The sequence below is a fragment of the Chryseobacterium sp. W4I1 genome (assembly GCF_030816115.1).
Lineage (GTDB): Bacteria > Bacteroidota > Bacteroidia > Flavobacteriales > Weeksellaceae > Chryseobacterium.
On sequence record NZ_JAUSXQ010000001.1, the window covers coordinates 3392332 to 3411217 of the forward strand.

Annotated in this window: 20 protein-coding genes; 16 read left to right on the plus strand and 4 right to left on the minus strand. The window is 37.0% G+C overall.

Translation table 11 applies throughout. From position 1 onward, the window contains the following. The first annotated feature begins 50 nt into the window (after positions 1-50). The 4 genes from QF044_RS15875 (at position 51) to QF044_RS15890 (ending at position 4101) form a co-directional block, all read left to right on the plus strand. On the plus strand, positions 51-1604 hold the full coding sequence (locus QF044_RS15875; RefSeq protein WP_307269288.1) for a T9SS type A sorting domain-containing protein: 1554 nt from the start codon (positions 51-53) through the stop codon (positions 1602-1604). Positions 1605-1798: 194 nt separating this feature from the next. Further along, positions 1799-2323 (plus strand): biopolymer transporter ExbD, encoded by a 525-nt coding sequence (locus QF044_RS15880; protein ID WP_307269289.1) that lies wholly within the window; start codon positions 1799-1801, stop codon positions 2321-2323. Between the two features lie 114 nt (positions 2324-2437). Next, on the plus strand, positions 2438-3220 hold the full coding sequence (locus QF044_RS15885; RefSeq protein ID WP_307269291.1) for an alpha/beta fold hydrolase: 783 nt from the start codon (positions 2438-2440) through the stop codon (positions 3218-3220). 71 nt (positions 3221-3291) lie between these two features. After that, positions 3292-4101 (plus strand): patatin-like phospholipase family protein, encoded by an 810-nt coding sequence (locus tag QF044_RS15890; RefSeq protein WP_307269292.1) that lies wholly within the window; start codon positions 3292-3294, stop codon positions 4099-4101. A 115-nt stretch (positions 4102-4216) separates the two neighbouring features. Here the strand turns inward: QF044_RS15890 and QF044_RS15895 are convergent, their stop codons facing one another. Continuing rightward, complete coding sequence (locus tag QF044_RS15895) at positions 4217-5221, minus strand: bifunctional oligoribonuclease/PAP phosphatase NrnA (protein WP_307269293.1); 1005 nt, start codon at positions 5219-5221, stop codon at positions 4217-4219. A gap of 236 nt (positions 5222-5457) precedes the next feature. On the opposite strand from QF044_RS15895, the gene rpmH reads away from it, so the two are divergent. Both rpmH and QF044_RS15905 read left to right on the plus strand, forming a co-directional pair. After that, positions 5458-5616 (plus strand): 50S ribosomal protein L34, encoded by a 159-nt coding sequence (gene rpmH, locus QF044_RS15900; protein ID WP_034701860.1) that lies wholly within the window; start codon positions 5458-5460, stop codon positions 5614-5616. A gap of 155 nt (positions 5617-5771) precedes the next feature. Further along, a complete protein-coding gene (locus QF044_RS15905; RefSeq protein WP_307269294.1) occupies positions 5772-6482 on the plus strand; it encodes a cell division ATP-binding protein FtsE in 711 nt (236 codons plus the stop codon). A 57-nt stretch (positions 6483-6539) separates the two neighbouring features. Here QF044_RS15905 and QF044_RS15910 read toward each other — a convergent pair whose 3' ends face one another. The 3 genes from QF044_RS15910 to QF044_RS15920 are packed head-to-tail and all read right to left on the minus strand — an operon-like array spanning position 6540 to position 9281. After that, positions 6540-7241 (minus strand): tRNA1(Val) (adenine(37)-N6)-methyltransferase, encoded by a 702-nt coding sequence (locus QF044_RS15910; RefSeq protein WP_307269295.1) that lies wholly within the window; start codon positions 7239-7241, stop codon positions 6540-6542. Continuing rightward, complete coding sequence (locus tag QF044_RS15915; protein WP_307269296.1) at positions 7241-8695, minus strand: HAMP domain-containing sensor histidine kinase; 1455 nt, start codon at positions 8693-8695, stop codon at positions 7241-7243. Before QF044_RS15915 ends, QF044_RS15910 begins: the two co-directional genes overlap by 1 nt. Position 8696: 1 nt before the next feature. Then, the gene (locus tag QF044_RS15920; protein WP_307269298.1) at positions 8697-9281 is read right to left on the minus strand and encodes a riboflavin synthase; all 585 of its coding nucleotides are present in this window, start codon (positions 9279-9281) and stop codon (positions 8697-8699) included. Between the two features lie 48 nt (positions 9282-9329). Between QF044_RS15920 and pdxA the strand changes: the two genes are divergently transcribed. The 10 genes from pdxA to QF044_RS15970 all read left to right on the plus strand — a co-directional run bounded on the left by pdxA (position 9330) and on the right by QF044_RS15970 (position 18883). After that, positions 9330-10421, plus strand: coding sequence for a 4-hydroxythreonine-4-phosphate dehydrogenase PdxA (gene pdxA, locus QF044_RS15925; RefSeq protein WP_307269302.1), 1092 nt, complete (start codon positions 9330-9332; stop codon positions 10419-10421). A gap of 84 nt (positions 10422-10505) precedes the next feature. Further along, the gene (locus QF044_RS15930) at positions 10506-11036 is read left to right on the plus strand and encodes a DUF177 domain-containing protein (RefSeq protein ID WP_307269303.1); all 531 of its coding nucleotides are present in this window, start codon (positions 10506-10508) and stop codon (positions 11034-11036) included. Between the two features lie 66 nt (positions 11037-11102). Beyond that, positions 11103-11306 (plus strand): 50S ribosomal protein L32, encoded by a 204-nt coding sequence (gene rpmF, locus QF044_RS15935; RefSeq protein ID WP_039365059.1) that lies wholly within the window; start codon positions 11103-11105, stop codon positions 11304-11306. Positions 11307-11433: 127 nt separating this feature from the next. After that, positions 11434-11916 (plus strand): acetyl-CoA carboxylase biotin carboxyl carrier protein, encoded by a 483-nt coding sequence (gene accB, locus QF044_RS15940; RefSeq protein ID WP_307269305.1) that lies wholly within the window; start codon positions 11434-11436, stop codon positions 11914-11916. 99 nt (positions 11917-12015) lie between these two features. Next, positions 12016-13371, plus strand: a complete 1356-nt coding sequence (gene accC, locus QF044_RS15945) for an acetyl-CoA carboxylase biotin carboxylase subunit (RefSeq protein WP_307269307.1) — start codon at positions 12016-12018, stop codon at positions 13369-13371. A 299-nt stretch (positions 13372-13670) separates the two neighbouring features. Further along, a complete protein-coding gene (gene tssD / locus QF044_RS15950; protein WP_307269310.1) occupies positions 13671-14078 on the plus strand; it encodes a type VI secretion system tube protein TssD in 408 nt (135 codons plus the stop codon). Between the two features lie 179 nt (positions 14079-14257). After that, the gene (locus QF044_RS15955) at positions 14258-16150 is read left to right on the plus strand and encodes a type VI secretion system Vgr family protein (RefSeq protein ID WP_307269312.1); all 1893 of its coding nucleotides are present in this window, start codon (positions 14258-14260) and stop codon (positions 16148-16150) included. A 64-nt stretch (positions 16151-16214) separates the two neighbouring features. Continuing rightward, the gene (locus tag QF044_RS15960) at positions 16215-17567 is read left to right on the plus strand and encodes a DUF3289 family protein (RefSeq protein WP_307269316.1); all 1353 of its coding nucleotides are present in this window, start codon (positions 16215-16217) and stop codon (positions 17565-17567) included. A 41-nt stretch (positions 17568-17608) separates the two neighbouring features. Then, positions 17609-18085: a hypothetical protein gene (locus tag QF044_RS15965; protein ID WP_307269319.1), complete on the plus strand. Its 477-nt coding sequence runs from the start codon at positions 17609-17611 to the stop codon at positions 18083-18085. 6 nt (positions 18086-18091) lie between these two features. Beyond that, a complete protein-coding gene (locus QF044_RS15970) occupies positions 18092-18883 on the plus strand; it encodes a hypothetical protein (protein ID WP_307269321.1) in 792 nt (263 codons plus the stop codon). Positions 18884-18886: the final 3 nt, after the last annotated feature.

Consider the following 18886-nt stretch of genomic DNA (forward strand, 5'->3'; position numbering starts at 1 on the left):
TTCTTTTTTTTTATTAAATTACACCCTGAGTCACTCAATTACAATTACATATGAACTATTTTAAATTTACTTTTTTATTTTCTCTTATCATTTATTCCTTTCTGCCGGCACAGACCTCCCCTGCTATACAATGGCAGAAATCACTGGGTGGAAGCCAGGGAGAGCATGCAAAATCTGTCCAGCAAACCTCAGATGGAGGTTATATTGTTGCCGGATTATCTAATTCTACTGACGGAGATGTGACGGGAAATCATGGAGGTTCTGATTACTGGATTGTAAAACTGGATGCCTCAGGAACGATACAATGGCAAAAATCACTGGGTGGAAGTTCTAATGACAACGCCAATTTTATTCAGCAAACCTCTGACGGAGGATATATTATTGCGGGAGAATCTAATTCCAACGACGGAGATGTGACAGGAAATCATGGAAATTTTGATTACTGGATCGTGAAATTAGATGCTTCAGGAACTCTGCAATGGCAAAAATCATTAGGTGGAAGTAATCAGGATGTGGCCAATTGTATCCGACAAACTACCGACGGCGGCTATATCGTTGCCGGTGAATCTTATTCTACCAACGGAGATGTCACAGGAAATCATGGAATTTCCGATTACTGGATTGTAAAATTAGACGCCTCAGGAACTATGCAATGGCAGAAGTCACTGGGCGGAACTTCTTATGAAGGAGCAAATTCAATCCAACAGACTTCTGACGGAGGATATATTTTGGCAGGCACAGGTAGTTCTACTAATGGAGACATTAGTATAAATTATGGAAACGGAGATTTTTGGATCGTAAAATTAGATGCCTCAGGAATGATACAATGGGAGAAATCATTAATGGGTAATCTTGCTGATACTGCACAGTCTATCCAACAAACATCAGATGGAGGATATATTGTTGCGGGCATGTCTAATTCTACAAACTCTGAAATACCGCTAATGTTTGGAACATCTAATTATTGTGTGGCAAAATTAGATTCTAATGGAAATACATTATGGCAAAGATATTTTGGGGGCAGCGGTGAAGATCACCCCTATTCTACCCAACAAACTTCTGACGGAGGATATATTGTCGCCGGGGCAACTGGTTCTTTAGATGGTCATATTACAGGAAATCATGGAAGTTTCGATTTCTGGATCGTAAAATTAGATGACACAGGAAACATACAATGGCAGAAACCATTGGGTGGAAGTGATTTTGATGAAGCCTATTCCATTCAGCAGACAGCTGATAGCGGATATATAATCGCAGGTATGATTTTTTCTGCAGACGGGAACATTACGGGTTACCACGGAAACAATGACGCCTGGATTGTCAAATTAAGTTCCACCCAATTAAACACTGGAGAAACTCAACTTATTAATAAGCCCATTATCTATCCTAATCCGGCAAAAGATATGATCCATCTGGATCATCTTCCCGCAGAAACGGTTGTACATATTACCGATATGTCCGGAAGAAATCGTTTCACCCAAAAATACAAAGAGAAAAAGATCAACATCCCTGTTTCTCAATTCAACAATAGCGTGTATCTTATTCAGGTTCAGCATCAGGGGAAAATTATTTTATCCGACAAACTGATCATAAGAAAACAATAAACAAATCCATAAAGTATCATAAAACATTATGAATTCAAATAACTATAATGCGTTTTAATGTTAAATTATAATTTATTTTTGATTTTTCATATCATTTAATAAATTTAGGTACAGACTTTGCATCGATTCCCTCGAATCACGATGAATTCTAGACGCTTCATCAAGTACCGTTTAACATTTAAAAATATGAAATCATGGCTGAAGTAATTGCACAAGAAAAATCAGGAGGCAAACAAAAGAAAAAACTAATCCGGGTAGATATGACCCCAATGGTAGATTTGGGATTTCTACTAATCACCTTCTTCATGTTCACTACCAATTTTACAAAACCCAATGTAATGGATCTGGGACTTCCGGCAAAGGACCCCAATCCGCATCCAATAGATATTCCTCATATTGGAGATAAAAATCAGGTTACCTTTATATTAGGAAAGGACAACAGAGTATTTTACCACCAAAGTAATGAGAAGGATCTCAATTCCGGGAATTTAAAGGAAACGGATTTCAGTGGAGTGAAAATCTCACAGATTATTTCTGAAGCCTATAAAAACGCACCGGTACCTGAAAACTTTACCGTTATTGTAAAACCAACCGATGAAGCTAATTATAAGAATTTTGTAGATATCCTGGACAATATTGCGATCTCTAAAAAAGAAAGATATGGCGTTACTGATATAAAACCCTGGGAAAAGAAAGTGTATACAGAATTAACCAAATAACACAGAAGAGCATTTTTAGAATGCTCTTTTTTTATTTAAATTTGAAGATAGAATAGATTTCAAGACCTGAAATTATCTTCTGAAATATTTTTAACTGTTATAACATCTACGACCATGCTGAATTTTGAAAGAAAAGGAAACGGAAAAGAAACTTTGGTACTACTTCACGGCTTTATGGAAAACCTGTCTATCTGGAGCGACATGGAACCTCATCTTTCTAAAGATTTCTCTCTGTTAAAAATAGATCTTCCCGGTCATGGACAGTCAGATATTCTGGCAGACGTTCATACCATGGAACTGATGGCTGATGAAGTAAAAAAAGTTTTAGATAAGGAAAAACTTGATAAAGTGCACCTGCTTGGACATTCCATGGGCGGCTACACTGCACTGGCCTTTGCTGACAAGTATCCTGACACGCTGAAAAGTCTTACCTTATTCTTCTCAACCTATTTTCCTGATGATGAAGAGAAGAAACAGCAGCGCATTAAAAGCTACAGAATCATACAGGATGCTTTTGCCCATTACGCAAGAGCAGGAGTTCCCAATCTGTTCAACCCTAATGAAAGAGATATCCTGGAAGGAAAAGTAGAGACCGCTCTTGAAACAGCCCTTGCCACCAATAATCTGGGAGCCCTTGCCTGTGTAAAAGGAATGGTGGCAAGAACGGATAAAAAACATATCATGGAAAATCTGGAGGCCAAAATTTTAGTTTTAGCCGGAAAGCATGATAATGCCGTAAAAACAGATATGGTTATCAAACATCTTCCTGACAGAACCAATATAAAATCATATGTTCTTGACTGCGGACACAACGGACACTGGGAGAAACCCGGCATCTGTGCAGAAATTATCAATACAGAGCTTCTTCATAATCTGCCCAAAAAAATAGTTATGTAAAAATATGCAGTGGTGGTTCCAGACTATACCTATCAAAATTTCTTGTATATTAGTAAAGATTAATTATCTCAATGGGTTTATTCTCTTTCAAAAAAAAGAAACCGCCAGTCATCGGGCTTACACTTTCGGGTGGAGGAATGCGTGGAATTGCACATATTGCAGTACTCAAGGCCCTGGAAGAATATAACCTGAAGCCTCATATCATCTCAGGAACCAGTGCAGGCTCTATTGTAGGAGCTTTCTATTCTTTCGGCAAATCACCGGATGAGATGATGGATATTGTAAGGCATACGACTTTCTTTTCGAGGTCTTATCTGAAACTGTCTAAAAATGGTATTTTCAGCTCAAATTTCATTTTAAAACTATTGACCGATTATTTTCCCGAGAATGATTTTAAGATCTTAAAAATCCCTGTTTATGTTACTGCTACAGAAATGACTCACGGAATTGTGGATTTCTTTTCAGAAGGAGAACTTTTCGCACCCCTTCTGGCCTCATCAAGTGTTCCGTTCATTCTGCCTCCGGTAAGGATGGGTGAAAAAATATATGTAGATGGTGGTGTCCTGGATAATCTTCCTATAGAACCTATTATTGACAAATGTGACTTTTTAATTGCCTCCCACGTCAATTCTATAAGCTATGATGAACTCAAAAAAATGAGTCTGATGAAAGAATTTGACAGGATTCTTCACTTAGCCATTGCCAAATCCGTTTATTCTAAAGTGAAGTCCTGTGATATTTTTTTAGACCCGCCTAAAATGACAAAATTCAGTCTTTTCAGTAAGAAAAACCTTGACGTGATGTTTCAGGAAGTTTATGAATATACATGTAAAGAACTGGAAGAGAAAGGATATACTAAGGATTTAATAACAAGAGTCTAAACCTGTTTAAATCTTATTTTTTTGAAACATAAGAAGAATAAACTGTTTAATAAGGTTAAACAGATTTAATGATAATATTACCTCTTACAATTGCCTTTATCTTGTCTTGAATACATTACAATTTATCCTCCTCTAGTCTTTTCTTGAATGTTTCAATCGTATCGGCAAGAGATTCATCAGATTTTCCTCCCGCGGCATTAATGTGCCCGCCGCCACTGAAATATTTTCTGGAGAACTGATTCACATCTACATCATCTTTACTTCTGAAAGAAATTTTAATAAAATCATCATACAGATCTTCCATAAAGAAAGCCGCCATTTTTACACCGGCAATACTCAGTCCATAATTTACAAAACCTTCTGTATCTCCTTTCTGAAAACCAAATTCTTTCAGTTCATTTCTTGTTAAAGATAAGACAGCCACCGTACCGTCATTCACCACTTCTATTCTTCCCAGTACAAGAGCAAGGAGATGAAGACGGGAAACAGTATTCGTATCCCAGGTATTTGAAGTAATTACGGATGGATCAGCTCCTTTTTCTATTAAATTAGCAATAATCCTATGGGTAGTTGCACTTGTAGAACGGAAACGGAAACCACCGGTATCCGTCATGATGCCGGTATAAAGACATTCCGCAATATTCTGATTAACCAGTGCCTCATCCTCCATTGCTTCAATAAAATGATAGATCATCTGTGAAGTGGCAGGAATGACCGTATCAGAATAGACAAAATCAAAATTTTCAGGCTGCTGATGATGGTCGATAAGAATTTTTTTAGCTTTAGCCCTGGTCAGCCAGTCTCCCAATATTCCTATTCTGGAAGGCGAATTAAAATCAAGGCAGAAAATAACATCTGCACTGCTGATGAGCTCAAAAGCATATTTTCTCTTATATTCTCCGATGATTACCTTTTTAGATTCCGGCATCCATTTCAGGAATTTCGGAAAATCATTTGGTACGATTACTTCTGCAGGAATTCCCTTTGCCGTCAGATAATGTTTCAGCCCCAAACTGGAGCCGATAGCATCGCCATCCGGATTATAATGGGTAAGGATAACTATCTTGCTTTCAGGCGTAAGTAATGTATTGATATCTAAAAGTTCTGCTGGTGTAAACATCGTGTGTTTATTTTTCTTTAAATTTGAGTTTCCAAAGATAGAGCTTTTAAATAAAATCATCTACAATATTATTTCTGACCCGGAAATTTCGTTTCCAGGCAGAGTTTGCCTGTATGGAGATCAAAACATTTAAAATAATTTCTAAAAAAAGATACGTAAAATTTGTAACTTTTAAAAATTTCTATATCTTTGCAACCTGAAAATTAATAGATTAATTACGATTTAAATATATAGTAATGAGTAAAAGAACATTCCAACCATCAGAGAGAAAGAAAAGAAACAAACACGGTTTCAGAGAAAGAATGTCTACGCCAAACGGGAGAAGAGTTTTGGCAGCAAGAAGAGCTAAAGGCAGAAAGAGTTTAACTGTTAGTGCAGCGCGCGCTAAGAGATAATATCTCGAATTATCATATACAGATCATGCTTGAAAAGAAGTTTTTCAGGCATTTTTTGTTGTTAAAATTTCCTAAAATTTAGGTTTCTTAAGCTTCTTTTTTCTATTTTTAAGATCTGAAAAAATATTTTAGAAATAGCACGATAAAACTGAATTATGCCGCATACAAATATCTCCGGAGATAATATAATAAGCTTACAGCACGCAAAGATTGCACAAAAAAACTTCACTGTTCTTACTGACGTTAATCTTAACATCAAAAAAGGCAGATTCTGCTACCTTATCGGAAAAACAGGTTCCGGGAAAAGCTCTCTTCTAAAGACGCTTTACGGACACATTCCTTTGGCATCAGGACATGGAGCTGTGGTAGGTTTTGATATTGCAAAACTAAGACCTTCAGACATTCCCAATCTGAGAAGAAAATTAGGAATTGTATTTCAGGATTTCCAATTGCTTTCCGACAGGACGGTTGAGAAAAACTTAAAATTCGTTCTTGAAGCAACAGGATGGAATGATAAAGTAAAAATGGAAGACCGCATCAACGAAGTTTTGAGCAGCGTAAACATGAAGAGCAAAAAGCATAAGATGCCGCACGAACTTTCAGGAGGAGAGCAGCAGCGTGTCGCTATTGCCAGAGCCTTACTGAACCACCCGGATCTTATCCTTGCCGATGAGCCTACAGGAAACCTTGACCCTGAAACTTCCAATGAAATTATGACGCTTCTAAAGCAGGTAGCCCTTGAAAACGGCGCCGCAGTAGTAATGGCAACCCATGATTATCATATGATCCAAAACTTCCCTGGAGAAGCGATCAGATGTGAGGATGGAAAAGTTTCCGTGCTGGACACAGCAGAACTGTTTGAATAAAATGAAATTTGAAAGATTTAGAAATAAGATAAAGATTACCCATTTATCAATTAGCTTCTAACCTTTTCTTTTAAAAATATGAAATTCCCTGGTGAGTTCAAGATATTGGTCCGAGTATTGTCTCGGACTTTTTTCTATCACAAAATCAGATTCTTCAAGCCGACTTTCTGTTAGCGAAAATTCCAAAACTAATCTTTTCGTTTTTGAATTCTCAATTCCTTTAATATTGATTTTGCGCCTTAAAAACAAGTGGTTTTCCGAAGCTACCTGAACAAAGCTACTACCAGCTTCATCAGGTATAATAACGGAAAAAATTCCCTGATCAGAAAGTAATTTCACAGAAGATTCAATAAGTTGCTGAAAATTTAATTCTATAGTCTGGCGGGCAATTTTATCTTTATCAGAACCTGATTCTTCAAAATAAGGTGGATTGGAAACAATCAAATCAAACTTATCCCCAGTCTGAAAGGCTTTAAGATCCTGATGAATATTTTTCAGTCTCAAATGAAAAGGAGACTGTTCAAAATTTGTTTTGGTAAGCAAAACAGCTTCCTTATTGATATCCAATCCTAAGAAAGATGCACTTGTATTTCTCTGGGCCAGCATCAAAGAAATCAAGCCGGTTCCGGTTCCAATTTCCAAAACGGAAGAAACTTTTGTTACATCCGCCAATGCGCCAAGCAACACACCGTCTGTTCCTACACGGAAGACCTCTTTTGATTGCTGGATTTCGAAATATTTAAATGTAAAAGGTTTCACTATAAATTGGTAGGAAGTGTAATGGTAAATGTAGATCCCTTCCCTACTTCTGACTTCACTGTGATCTCGCCTTTGTAATCTTCGATCATTTTTCTTACCATCGAAAGACCAAGTCCCATGCCGCTGTTTTTAGACGTAAAATTAGGCTCAAATATTCTTTCGTACATATTTTCCGGAATTCCGATACCGTTATCCTGAATGGAAATCATCACTCTTCTCTGGTGTTGTTCCACGTCTACATTGATGATCAGCTTGCGTTCATCGCTCTGCGCCTGTTTGGCATTAGTGACAAGATTGGTGATGATCCTGGAAAGGTAAATTTTATCCATATTGATCATAATATTACTTTTATTAGAATGCATAAAGATACTGTCATCATTGAAGACACGCAGAATATCTTCCACTTCCGTATTCAGGTTGATGATTTCATTATTTTTTTCAGGAAGCTTGGCAAATTCCGAGAAAGCTGAAGCAACAGTAGCAATAAGATCAATCTGATCTACCATGGTCTTGCTCATCTGTTTTACTCTTTCTCTGATATTTGGATCTTCCGGATCAAATTTTCTTTCAAAATTCTGAATGGTAAGCTTCATTGGCGTAAGCGGATTTTTCACCTCATGGGCTACCTGTTTTGCCATTTCCCTCCACGCCTCTTCAGAAGCTTTAAAACGAAGTCTTTCTTTCTGGTCCTGGATCTGAAGAATCATCCTGTTGTAAGCTCTTGCCAAAGCATTAAGCTCATCATTTTTATAATATCTTATAGGGCGCATTTCATTTTCAAATAGTGTAATACGCGTGATCATATCAGAAAATTTTGTGATATTTTTGGCCAAGCTGTTGGAAGTCACCCAACTTATCCAGATACTGAACAAAATCAGAAAAATATCGACAAGAAGAATATATTTGATATACTGGCTGAGAACATCCAGATAGGCAGATTCATTATGATACAAAGGAATATAAACAATTCCTACGGGGGCAAGCTCATTATTCTTTAAGAGCAGATAAGAAGAGGTAAATACGGCATCTTTCTTTTTGTCGTACCCTTTAATGTCCACTCTGGAATCTGTAGCCAGAATTTTATTAACAATATTAACAGGAATAGTTTGATGATCAATCAGGCTTTCGTCTTTATTGGAAAGAAGGTAATTACCTTTCAGATCATAGATCACAATATCATGCTGGTTAATATCTGCTATTTCAAAAATCTTATTTCCCAATACATTCGGAAGATCCTTTGTCTCTACAAGAGTACGGCTTACTGCATAGTCCAGATATCTCATTACCGCATTGGTTTTCTCCTGCATATCGATATTGCTCTGCTGGAGAGAGTTATTCCTTAAGACAAAATAAGGAACCAATGATGTCGCAACAACACTTAAAAAGCAAACCAGCAGGAATCCGAAAAACACGCGGTTCCTTAAACTATATCCTTTGTATTTATTAATCGGCATCCTACTTTTTAATTAACCTAGCAATATACTTACCAATGATGTCAAATTCTAAATTAACTTGATCTCCTATTTTGAGATGCTGCATATTGGTAAACTCCCAGGTATAAGGAATAATGGCCACAGAAAACTGTGTATCTTCACTTTTTGCAACGGTCAGGCTGATTCCATTTACAGTAATAGAACCCTGTGGAACCGTTACAAAATTGCCGTTATCTTCATATTTAATGGTAATAAAATAGCTTCCGTCTTTATTTTCTATTCCAACTACTTCACCGGTCTTATCCACATGTCCCTGAACAATATGTCCGTCTAATCTGCCATCCATTTTCATACATCGCTCAAGATTCACAACTGTACCCGTCTCCCATTTTCCAAGATTAGTTTTCTCCAGGGTTTCGTTGATTGCTGTTACGACATACTGATTATCTTTGATTTCAACAACGGTCAGGCAACATCCGTTATGAGCAAGGCTTTGGTCTATTTTTAATTCGTTTGTAAAAGGACATGTTAGGGTGAAATCTATGTTGCTTCCTTTTTCCTCAATTTTTTCAATTACACCAACTGCTTCAATAATTCCTGTGAACATATTATTTTTTGCTAAATTTGTAAATTATAATCTTCAAAGATAATCAAAATGAGCCCAAAAAACCATAAAGTACGAGTAGGAATTTCAATCGGTGATTTTAACGGCATCGGCCCGGAGATCATCATGAAGTCTCTGAAAGACAAAACCATTACGGACTTTTTTACTCCGGTAATTTTTGGCTCGGGAAAGTTATTTACCTTCCAGAAAAATATTTTCAAGCTGAATCTGAATTTCAACTACGTTAATGAAGCATCACAGGCGCAGCCGGGAAAACTTAATATGGTGAACCTAACCAAAGAGAATGTGAATGTAGAATTGGGCGTTCCAACGGAAGAATCCACCAAAATGGCTATTGAATCTCTTGAACTGGCTACCGAAGCTTTAATGAAAGGCGACATTGACGTCCTTGTTACAGCTCCTATCAATAAGGATGAAATGGTAAAGATGGGTTTCAAGCACACTGGACACACAGGGTATTTTGAAGAGAAATTCAGCAAAAAAGGACTGATGTTCTTAGTGACAGAAGACCTTAAAGTAGCAGTATCTACCCACCATATACCGATCGCCAGCGTTGCAGAAAACATTTCTAAAGAAAAAATAAAGAAACAAATCAGAGCTCTCAATCAGACTTTGATTGAAGATTTCTGCGTTCAAAAACCAAAAATTGCGGTACTGGGTCTGAATCCTCATGCAGGAGATGGCGGTGTAATAGGAAAAGAGGAGATTGAGATCATTGAGCCGGCAATAAAGGAACTTTCAGATAATGGAACATTAGCTTTTGGGCCTTATCCTGCAGACAGTTTCTTCCAGCCGAATAAATACAGAAACTTTGATGCTGTTTTGGCAATGTACCATGACCAGGGATTGGCTCCATTCAAAACGTTAGCGTATGAAGAAGGTGTGAATTATACAGCCGGTCTTCCATTCATCAGAACATCCCCTGACCATGGGGTAGCTTACGATATTGCAGGAAAAAATATTGCTGATGAACAGAGTTTTACCGAAGCTATTTTCACTGCCATTAAAATTTTTAAAAACAGAAGTGAATATAACGATCTGATGAACAATCGTATGCAGCCGAGAAGGGTGAATGTTGATAATGGTGTAGATGAAGATCTGCCTGATGATCATGAAGCTTAATCCGTTAAAACAAATTTTAAATTAATTTGTTGTAGAATTTATTTGTTATTATAAAAAAATTGCATATTTTTGCACACTCATTTTATGGACAAGTTAAGAAACTATGATGTAAGCTTTTCCGGACTTAAAAACGGAAAGCATACGTTCAAATTTGAGATAGAAAAAGCGTTCTTTCAATTATTTGACACTGAACAGGAATTTACAAATCCTAAAATAATAGCTGATGTTTTTCTTGAAAAACATACTACATTTTTAGAATTTGAGATCAAAGTACACGGGACTGTAGAACTCATTTGTGACCTTACAAATGATGAATTCGACTATCCTATTGAAAATGAGATCAGAATTTTGGTGAATTTTGGTGAAGAATATGATGACAGCAATGAAGATGTCATTACCATCCCAACCTCAGATCACGCATTCAATGTGGCACAGCTGATTTACGAAAACGTACAGCTTTCTATACCGATGAAGAAAATTTCACCGAACATAAGCGATGATGATCTGGAAATTCTGAATAAGTTCAGTCCAAAAGATATTGAAGAAGCAGAGGAAGAGAAACATGATAGCGACCCTAGATGGGAAGCACTGAAGAAGTTAAAAGACAATAATTAAATAAAATAATTTAAATATGATGAGATGATGAATCTCATCGCTCATCAATTAAAAAAGTTATTCAAAATGGCACATCCTAAAAGAAGACAGTCGTCCACAAGAAGAGATAAGAGAAGAACTCATTATAAAGCAGTAGTTCCTCAATTAGCGAAAGACGCAGCAACTGGTGAACTTCACCTTTACCACAGAGCTCACTGGCATGAAGGAAAACTTTACTATAGAGGTAAAGTAGTATTGGAAAAAGAAGTAGCAACTACAGAAGAAAACTAAGAGTCGCTTTTCACTGAAAAAGCCTCATTTTAATACAAAAACCGCTCAATTTTGATAAAATTGAGCGGTTTTTTGTTGTTTTTTACGTTTTTTTGGTATCTTTGAACCAAAATCAAATATCAATTTTATGGACATTAAAGACATACAGAATCTTATTAAGTTTGTATCTAAGGCTGAAGTTTCAGAAGTGAAATACAAAACTAAAGATTTCGAAATCACCATTAAAACTCCATTAGCCGGTAATGATGCGGTTTATGCACAGCCAGCGGTTTATCATACAGCTCCTCAGGCAGCAGCTCCAGCTCATGTTGCAGCAGCTCCGGCGGCGGCTCCAGCTGAAAAAGCGGAAGTGGCGGCGGACGATAGCAAATATGTTGTTATAAAATCTCCAATGATCGGTACTTTCTACAGAAAGCCATCTCCGGATAAGGATGTATTTGTAAATGTAGGCGACGAGGTTTCTATAGGAAAAGTAGTGTGTGTAATTGAAGCAATGAAGTTATTCAACCAGATCGATTCTGAGATCAGCGGAAAAATCGTGAAGATCTTGGTAGATGATGCTACTCCGGTAGAATATGACCAGCCTTTATTCTTAGTAGATCCATCTTAATTTAGAGGTTAGATGTTAGACATTAGATGTTAGACTTAATTCTGCATTCAAAATAACATTATCTAATTTTCAAATTATCTAATTTTCAAATTGAAGAAGATGTTCAAAAAAATATTAATAGCCAATCGTGGCGAAATTGCAATGCGTATTCTACGCACATGCAAAGAAATGGGAATCAAAACCGTTGCTGTTTATTCTACTGCAGACAAAGACAGTCTTCATGTAAGATTTGCTGATGAAGCAGTATGTATCGGTCCCCCTATGAGCAAAGACTCATATCTTAAAGTTTCCAATATTATTGCTGCAGCAGAGATTACCAATGCTGATGCCATTCACCCGGGATATGGATTTCTTTCTGAAAATGCCAATTTCTCAAGAATCTGTCAGAAAAATAATATCAAGTTCATTGGAGCTTCTCCTGAGCAGATTGAAAAAATGGGTGACAAAGCCAACGCTAAGGCAACCATGAAAGCGGCAGGAGTACCTTGTGTACCAGGTTCTGACGGCTTAATAGAATCTTATGAGCACGCTGTAAAAGTAGCTGAGGAAACAGGCTACCCTGTTATGATCAAAGCTACTGCAGGTGGTGGTGGAAAAGGAATGAGAGCTGTATGGAAGGCTGAAGACCTTAAAGATCACTGGGAATCTGCAATTCAGGAAGCTGTGGCTGCCTTCGGAAACGGAGGAATGTACATGGAAAAACTGATTGAAGAACCCAGACATATCGAGATACAAGTTGCCGGTGACCAATATGGAAAAGCATGTCATCTTTCTGAAAGAGACTGTTCTGTACAGAGAAGAAACCAGAAATTGACTGAGGAAACTCCTTCTCCGTTTATGACAGACGAACTTCGTGATAAAATGGGTGAAGCTGCTGTAAAAGCCGCCGAATTCATTGGATATGAAGGGGTAGGAACTATTGAATTCCTTGTAGACAAGCACAGAAATTTCTATTTCATGGAAATGAATACAAGAATTCAGGTAGAGCATCCTATCACCGAGCAGGTTATTGATTATGACCTGATCAGAGAGCAGATCCTTCTTGCTGCAGGAACTCCTATTTCAGGAATCAATTATTATCCGAAATTACACTCAATCGAATGTAGAATTAACGCTGAAGATCCTTACGCAGACTTCAGACCATCTCCGGGTAAAATTACAGGATTAAATATTCCTGGCGGACATGGAATCAGAGTGGATACTCATGTTTACTCAGGATACAGTATTCCATCCAACTATGACTCTATGATCGCTAAGCTAATCACTACGGCTCAAACCCGTGAAGAAGCAATTGCTAAAATGAGACGTGCACTGGAGGAATTTTATATTGAAGGGGTGAAAACTACCATTCCTTTCCACAGACAGCTTATGGATAATGAAGATTATCTTGCCGGAAATTACACTACAAAATTCATGGAAGATTTTGTAATGGATAGAAAATATGATAATCACTAAGATTATTTACCTATAAATTTTAAACTGCTCCTTTTGGGGCGGTTTTTTTTATTTTTAAACACCACTATTATTTAAAACCTTGCAATCTCTCTATTTGCCGGACAGTTTATAAGCACCTAATATTAAACACCTTAATCATTTGATTTACAATAATCAATTTACCTAACACTTGTTAGTCGAAGAATTACGACACTTTTCAAAATTTATTCAAAAAATGTTTTTTGATAATGTAATTACTTCTATTTTTGGTGACATAAGATAACAAATCACACAATATTAACAATTAAAATTTACTTATCATGGCAGAAAGAAATTCAAGAGGAATCTTAAAATTTAACGGCGGTGAAGGACAGAAGTTATTAAAACTTAACTACAGTGTATCCCGTTCTACAGACGTATCAGGAAGAGTAGCATCAGATCCTTCCAATGCTCTTATCAAAATCACAGTGGAAGCTACTGAAAAATCAGACATCCTGGAAAGTTTACTTAACGGTAAATACAAACCTACAACCGGAGAGGTAACATTCAACAAATCTCACGAAGAAGGAACATTAACTACTTTAAAATGGGAAAACGGATATGTGATCCAACACGAAGTAGATTTCGATGCAGTAGATGAAAACAGTATGTACATCAGCTTTGTAGTAAGTGCTGAACTTATCGATCTTGGTAATTCTTCTTACAAAGCAGAATGGCCTACATCTTAACAATGTAAATTTTACATCCAGAAAAACAACAGGCAGAATGGTATACCCGATACAACGGATGCTGTTCTGTCTTTTTTGGCTGTAAAAGATCTCTACATTAGTTTTTTTACAAATAAAAAACAGATAGTATAGGATTATATTATCCGGTTTTTAGTTTACACCAAACAAAATAGCTAGCCATGGAAGAAAGTAGCAATTTTTCATTCCGCCCGAACCAGTATAAAGCTCCGGATAATGCAGACAAAATCTCTGTGAACCATATTCCGGGCATCAACCGTGTGGTAAAACTGGATATTGTGATTGAGGGAAAATCAGTCAAACATTTTAAACATTTCCGTTTGCAGCAAAGTGCCAGACGGCATCATCATTTCGAACTTGTCCTGGCCCATGATTCCTTAGGCTCTGCACAGAATCATAATCTTGAAGAGGCCAGACAGTTTTTAGGAAAACGAATAACGGTAGTTTTTAAATATAAGGATTACGAAAATGAGAGCCCGGAAAGGACTTTTGTAGGCGTTATCACCAAAGCGGCATTCAGTCAGGAAAAAATGAGCCTTGGTAATATTGTCTTGAAAGGTGAAAGTCCTACCATATTGATGGATTCAGCTCCTCATACACAAAGTTTTGGGGGCGATCAGGCTGTCAATACCGGAATTATTGCAAATAAAATTATTAAAGAAGCTTTAGGTTCTTCGAAATTTGATTTTAGAGTAGACCCTCAGAATAAAAGCTATATCAATTACAGCTCACAATACAACGAAACCCATTATAATTTTCTTGCCAGAACAGCAGAAGCTTACGGCGAGCAATTCTACTATGATGGTGAAATCCTTCATTTTGGGAAGCTTCCTCCATCCGAAAAACCTGTGCGCCTTATCTATGGCAGCAATGCAAGTGACGTTCAGGTAGAACTGAAAGCCGTACACACGAAACCCGAATTTTTTGGATATAACAGCAGCAGCCATACAAAAATGGAAGGCTCTGAAAATAATATCAAGCACGTGGGGGAAATTCCTTCCAAAGCCTACGAACTCAATAACAGCATTTTCAAAACCCGATCGCTCTCCCCTGCCCCAGTCAATGCCAATATGTTCATGGATGTTGATGACTCACAGAGAAGTGCGGCAGGTAGCGCCGCTGTAGAAGTTTTTACCGTTTCCGCAAATACAACGGTTCCATTTCTGTATCCCGGATGTTGCGCAGATATTGAAATGCGTAAACCTGATACAAGCGAAACATCCTATTTTACAAGAGTAACAATCACAGAAGTATTTCATGAAGTAAATGCACGCGGATATTATACCGGAAACTTTGAAGCAGTAGCTGAGGGAACCGGTTTTATGCCTAAACCTGATTTTGTTATTCCCAACGCCCAGCCACAGGTAGCAACCGTGATTTCAAACGTTGATCCCATGAATCAGGGACGGATCCAGGTACAGTTCGACTGGCAGAGAAATCCCGACACTACTCATTTTATAAGAATGATGAGCCCTGATGCAGGTGGAACTGATGCGATCACCCAGAACCGGGGGTTTGTAGCAATTCCTGAAATCGGGGATCAGGTAATGGTAGGTTTTGAATATCATCACCCTGATTTTCCATTTGCCATGGGCGGAATGTTCCATGGACAGGTAGCTCTAGGTGGCGGACTAAACAATCACATTAAATCTATACAGACCAGGAGCGGAAATAAGATCATCTTTAATGATCAGGAAGGAAGTATTTTTATAGAAGATCCAAGCGGTAACACTTATTTAATGGATGGAAAAGGAAATATTACAGTAAATGCTCCTAAGAATATGACATTTACAGCCGGAGAAAATGTACAAATCAATGCAGGGCATAATATCATCGCTTCTGCACAGAGAAACGTAAATATTATGGCAGGTGAAGACATCACTGAAACAGCAAATGATGACTATAACCTTACCGCCAGCAACATTATTGAAACGGCTGAAGCAGGCAGAAGTTCCCGAGCAAAAAATATTACGGAAAATATGGAAGCAGGCTCCTACATCAGTACAAAAGATGCCATTAATGTGGAGAGTGCTAAGGAAGTAAAATATCAATAGTGGCAAGCAGGTAAAAATGCAGTAGGTCAGAAAGATAGACAACGTAAAAACTTTTATAACAACCATGGAAGGCGGAAATATCATACGGAATGTCTTTGGTAAATCTTACAAGGAAGCAGAACACATCATGAAGGATGCTTCCAAAGGTGCGCTGGATTTTAAGTCCCCACAAGAAAATACCTTTTACGGTAAAAAAGGGGGTAAAAAGCTGGATGAATATCAGGCTAAGAAAGACAATACCTTACTCGTAACCAAAGTGGAAGGTCCGCTTGATGATAATGGCGCAAAAATCAGTAAGCCCAAAGAAGGAGAAAAGCACTGGTTCAAAGCAACATTTAACAGGTCAGCAGCAAAGAATGAATATAAGAAACTTCTGTGGCAGGTAAAGATAGGGGGAACGGCTATACCTTTCTTTTTTGATTATTCTTCCATAGAAGGAAATACGCAGACCATACAGGTTAAGCTACCATGTTATGATATGCGTGCCTATGCCTATTTCAAAAGTCCAATTGATAAGGTAAGTGTGGAAGTAAAAATAGACAATCCATTACCTGTTTATATTGACAGATTTAAAATTAAAGGAAAAGACAGGCAGGGAGTCAATCTTGCAGATGATTTATGTTATGGATTAGGTGTATCCAACCAATATCCTTCACGGTATACCCTTAAGGATGTTGAGAGTAAAGGAATCTGGATCAAAGCTGAAATCAGAGATAAAACTGACGAAGAATTATGGGTTGGTTTTAAACGTATGGTTACAGATTTATTTTCTGTTGGTGAGCTTGAAACTGTTGCACTCGATATGATTGAAAAATTTAAGCGAAGCGAAGGTGGTGAGTATACCAATCCTATCCTGACAAAGCATGTACAGCAACATCCATCAAATCAAAGATTTTGCCTAAGCATGGAAGATGAAATTGCTGACCGAATCAAAAAAAGTCGTGGAAATCTTGCCTCTATTGAGGATGATGAAATACACTTTACTGATAACGAAATTGGAAAGTTTGGAAACAGAGGTTGGGGCCACCCACAATTCTCAACATTGAAAGATACATTTTTAGGAGGTCTGACCATTTGTATGAACGATACCTGGGCTTATGAAGTTAAGCTCACAAAATTTAGCAAATCAGCTAACGGAAGCTATAATGCCACCTATAAAGTCTCTCTATATGATCATTTTGGGCTAGATATGCCTGATATTGAAAAGAAATATTATTACCTGTTAGGATTTAGATATTGGTTCATTCTTCAACATATCCGGGGATATAAGCCATTCGTCACTAAAGTTGAATTTGAAAAAACATTTACTGAAAACTTATCTATTGGAAAAGCCGAAAGGATAAATAAAAGAAGAGCTGAAAAAGAAAGAATGGATCACCTTAGAAATATGGGAAGAAGAAGACCGGGAGAATATTAATCATTTAGTGACTTAAAAGTGAATAAACTTATTAATAAACAATGAAGCATTTGAAATACATACAATATTTAACGACTTTCTTTTTCATTATAGCAATGATGAGCTGTGACAGAAAAAAGAATGAGTTTATTCCGTTGGATCATATGACCTTTATAAACAGCTATTACAAAAACTCTGTAAAGATTTCTTATTATATATTGATAGACAATCCTGATTCAGAAAATATTTTAAAAAAAGAAATCATAAAATATGCAAAAAAGAAATTACAATACAACAAATCATTGGCGCAGAAAAATATAGCTTCAATAAATTTCGTTTTTTATAAAAAAACAGGTAATACCTCTTATTTTATAACACATAAAGAAAATTCAGACGGATTACTCAGTGAAGAAATATCTCATTATCAGGAAGATTTTATAGCTAATTATTATGTAAGTAAATGCAAGGAAGGTACTATTGAAAAAATATATATGTATCAACTATTGGAAGAAACTATTTCGAATACCTGCAAAAAATAAAAAAGCATGGAAGAAACCCGAGTAAAACCTTTTCAAAAATATCAAGGAACACACCTTTATCATGTAGAGGGTTCCCTTCAGATACAGTTTGGCGAAACCAAAGGTTTTCATTCTTCCTGTAAACTTACCATTCATGAAACAGAAAATGAAGACCAGACTAAAAACTGGCTGATAGAAAAGATAGAGGATCTTCCCCTTCCCTCTGAAAATAGTTTTATGGAAATTCTTCATACCCTGGAACAGAGTTCTTATCCCGCAGAAATAAAAGTAGACGAAAAAGGTGTTTTTCTCCAGGCTACCAATCATCAGAAAAATATAGAAGACTGGAAACAAAAAACTTCAGGAATTCAGGAAAAGTATCATAATGCCGATGTTTTCAGAAACCAATACCTGGCAGCTTTTGAAGATGAAGAAATTTTTTATAGAAATAAACGTAAAGAACCATTCTGGAATCTGCTGCTTTTTGCTCCTTCCTACGTAGACAACGGTGGAAAAAATGAGGAGGTCATGACATGGAATATTAAGGGAATCGGAGATATAGAATGTGTAGGCACCATCACAGCAGAACAGAGAGATTATGGTTTTGATGCATTCTTCATTTCAGAAACCATTGTTCCAGATTATATAAAAGAAGAACTAGGCAAAAAATACCTGCACAAAGCAGAACAGTATAAAGCTGAGCTTACCATACATATGGAGTATAATTCTCCGAAAAAACAGTATTCAAAGAAGAAGGCTGAATTTACATTATCAGCCGGTAAAAAAATAGTATACAGGGAGACAAGCAGTATTATTTAACTT

What these genes read in the sequence shown, in the direction of transcription:
- QF044_RS15875 (WP_307269288.1), top strand. Translation starts at nt 51, where the DNA reads ATGAACTATTTTAAATTTACTTTTTTATTTTCTCTTATCATTTATTCC.
- QF044_RS15880 (WP_307269289.1), top strand. Translation starts at nt 1,799, where the DNA reads ATGGCTGAAGTAATTGCACAAGAAAAATCAGGAGGCAAACAAAAGAAA.
- QF044_RS15885 (WP_307269291.1), top strand. Translation starts at nt 2,438, where the DNA reads ATGCTGAATTTTGAAAGAAAAGGAAACGGAAAAGAAACTTTGGTACTA.
- QF044_RS15890 (WP_307269292.1), top strand. Translation starts at nt 3,292, where the DNA reads ATGGGTTTATTCTCTTTCAAAAAAAAGAAACCGCCAGTCATCGGGCTT.
- QF044_RS15895 (WP_307269293.1), bottom strand. Translation starts at nt 5,221, where the DNA reads ATGTTTACACCAGCAGAACTTTTAGATATCAATACATTACTTACGCCT.
- rpmH (WP_034701860.1), top strand. Translation starts at nt 5,458, where the DNA reads ATGAGTAAAAGAACATTCCAACCATCAGAGAGAAAGAAAAGAAACAAA.
- QF044_RS15905 (WP_307269294.1), top strand. Translation starts at nt 5,772, where the DNA reads ATGCCGCATACAAATATCTCCGGAGATAATATAATAAGCTTACAGCAC.
- QF044_RS15915 (WP_307269296.1), bottom strand. Translation starts at nt 8,695, where the DNA reads ATGCCGATTAATAAATACAAAGGATATAGTTTAAGGAACCGCGTGTTT.
- QF044_RS15920 (WP_307269298.1), bottom strand. Translation starts at nt 9,281, where the DNA reads ATGTTCACAGGAATTATTGAAGCAGTTGGTGTAATTGAAAAAATTGAG.
- pdxA (WP_307269302.1), top strand. Translation starts at nt 9,330, where the DNA reads ATGAGCCCAAAAAACCATAAAGTACGAGTAGGAATTTCAATCGGTGAT.
- QF044_RS15930 (WP_307269303.1), top strand. Translation starts at nt 10,506, where the DNA reads ATGGACAAGTTAAGAAACTATGATGTAAGCTTTTCCGGACTTAAAAAC.
- rpmF (WP_039365059.1), top strand. Translation starts at nt 11,103, where the DNA reads ATGGCACATCCTAAAAGAAGACAGTCGTCCACAAGAAGAGATAAGAGA.
- accB (WP_307269305.1), top strand. Translation starts at nt 11,434, where the DNA reads ATGGACATTAAAGACATACAGAATCTTATTAAGTTTGTATCTAAGGCT.
- accC (WP_307269307.1), top strand. Translation starts at nt 12,016, where the DNA reads ATGTTCAAAAAAATATTAATAGCCAATCGTGGCGAAATTGCAATGCGT.
- tssD (WP_307269310.1), top strand. Translation starts at nt 13,671, where the DNA reads ATGGCAGAAAGAAATTCAAGAGGAATCTTAAAATTTAACGGCGGTGAA.
- QF044_RS15955 (WP_307269312.1), top strand. Translation starts at nt 14,258, where the DNA reads ATGGAAGAAAGTAGCAATTTTTCATTCCGCCCGAACCAGTATAAAGCT.
- QF044_RS15960 (WP_307269316.1), top strand. Translation starts at nt 16,215, where the DNA reads ATGGAAGGCGGAAATATCATACGGAATGTCTTTGGTAAATCTTACAAG.
- QF044_RS15965 (WP_307269319.1), top strand. Translation starts at nt 17,609, where the DNA reads ATGAAGCATTTGAAATACATACAATATTTAACGACTTTCTTTTTCATT.
- QF044_RS15970 (WP_307269321.1), top strand. Translation starts at nt 18,092, where the DNA reads ATGGAAGAAACCCGAGTAAAACCTTTTCAAAAATATCAAGGAACACAC.